Origin of the sequence: Saliphagus sp. LR7 (assembly GCF_003344565.1) — an archaeon.
GTDB classification, from domain to species: Archaea; Halobacteriota; Halobacteria; order Halobacteriales; family Natrialbaceae; genus Saliphagus; species Saliphagus infecundisoli.
In genome coordinates this window covers 1-1,803 of sequence record NZ_QPND01000063.1, presented here as the reverse complement: position 1 = coordinate 1,803, position 1,803 = coordinate 1, and the positions used below count along the sequence as shown (strand labels likewise).

The following is a 1,803-nucleotide window of genomic DNA, read 5'->3' as shown; positions in this document are numbered from 1 at the left end:
CACGGACACTACACGATGTCTGGTTGATGAGTTCGGCACATTTTTCCACTCGTAGCAGAGATATCGACGCTTATTCTCGAACTGAGCCCCTTGTTATGACGATTCCCTCGGTTCGGTAGTAACAATCGACCCTACCAAGTCTCGTGTTGTTGAGTGCTGAGACAGGATTGGTACAGACAGATAGATAATACGTTTGCGGTCGGGCGGGGTGTTTTTAGCAGATTCATTAGATGATTAGAAGGGTCAATATTTAATTCTTTTAATTCAATAAAGCAATATTCATGCGAGGATAGCGCAGCCGCTCCGAACGGAGCGGCCAGCGCATGGTTGTCCAGATCAGCCGGCCTCGAGATCGCGGCTCCACAGATACCGCTTCTTCGTCTCGGTGAAGAGGGAAGTTACTGCCTTCATCTCGACGTTCGGGAAGAGCTCGCGCATTCGCGCGAGCGATGCTTCCCGCGAAATGAATCCGTGTTTCACTGTCCGCACAGTCATCTGTGTCTTCAGAAACGAATTGACGCCCTCATACGTCCGAAACCGACGCTTAACCTGCGTCGGTTTCGTGTGGCTGAAGTAGCGTTCGGCGTTGTTCGTCGTACTCGGTACCCACTCATCCCGGAGATGTGCCAGGAACTTGTCGAAGTTCTCCATCACCTCTTTGACGTACGTCCGCACCGGTGACGGCAGGTGCTCGATTTTATCGAGCACCGCCTCGAACCGCCGGAGAGCCGCTGCATACGATCGGGCACTGAACACGCTCTTGAACTCGCTCCAGACGATCGCAGCATGAAGCTTCTCCGCGTTCGAGTACCGCACACTCTGGAACACCTTGTTCCGGAGCTTCTTCTCTCCGTTTTTCAGGAAATGGAAGTGACAGCGATGATGGAACGCGCCGAGATCGTCTTCCACGATCTCGGCATACTCTGAGCGTCCATCCGTTGTCACGACGAACACGGGTTTGTCCTCAAGGGCGGCGGTGAGAAACTCACGGACGGTCGCCTTTGAGCAGCCGTCGACGGCTTGCTCGGCGACGGGTGCTCCCATTAGGTCATCGTAGAGGAGTAACCGGTATTTGCGCTTCCCGTCGACCCAGAGATACTGCTCGTCATAGGTGTAGATACCGGAACACATGGGGAGATCGTTTTCGACGATCTCCCCGGTGTCTTCGGTGATCCAGTTGCGAATCTGTTGATCAGACGGTCGAACGGCGAAATGGACGGTACAGATGTCTTGAAGACACTCAAGAGACGCGTCGGTGAACGCGTTCACGACGCGTACCAGTCGTCTGACCTCGTCAGGGTACCAGTAATCGTCCTTGATGTAGGAGAGACTCGGCGAGAACGTGCCTCCACAGGTGAGACACCGATACCGTTGCACTCGCACGGGCTCGCGCCCGTGCGGGTTCCTATCGTACGTTCCATGCTTGTTCGCACGCTCTGACCCGCACTCACACCTCAACGCCGGGTCCTCAACGAGTGAAGATTCATGAGGCGTGGTCTCGAACGAGTCAGATGGTGCGGTGGGAATCGTCGACACAACGTTCACTACCGCACCAACGTTCCAAAACATGAGTAGTTGCGTCGCTGCTGGCAGCGACGCTACGGTGATTCACGTCCACATCTCACTGATCGCGCAGATCTACGCTCGTCCGAAACAACACTCTGTTTGGTAGGGCCTAACAATCCATAAACCGATCGTCTTCGGAATATTACCGCACAGATGGTGTATCTCGACAATCTCGGGCTCTTTGCCGGGGCGATTGCTCTCGGGGCGGTCCACGGAATCGAACCCGGGCATGGGTGG

At 54.9% G+C, this 1,803-nt stretch carries 1 protein-coding gene; it reads right to left on the bottom strand.

What is annotated here, in order from left to right; translation table 11 throughout:
- Positions 1–336: 336 nt before the first annotated feature.
- On the bottom strand, positions 337–1,569 hold the full coding sequence (locus DVH23_RS23140) for a transposase (RefSeq protein ID WP_198668091.1): 1,233 nt from the start codon (positions 1,567–1,569) through the stop codon (positions 337–339).
- Between the last annotated feature and the right edge of the window lie 234 nt (positions 1,570–1,803).

What these genes read in the sequence shown, in the direction of transcription:
- DVH23_RS23140 (WP_198668091.1), bottom strand. Translation starts at nt 1,569, where the DNA reads ATGTTTTGGAACGTTGGTGCGGTAGTGAACGTTGTGTCGACGATTCCC.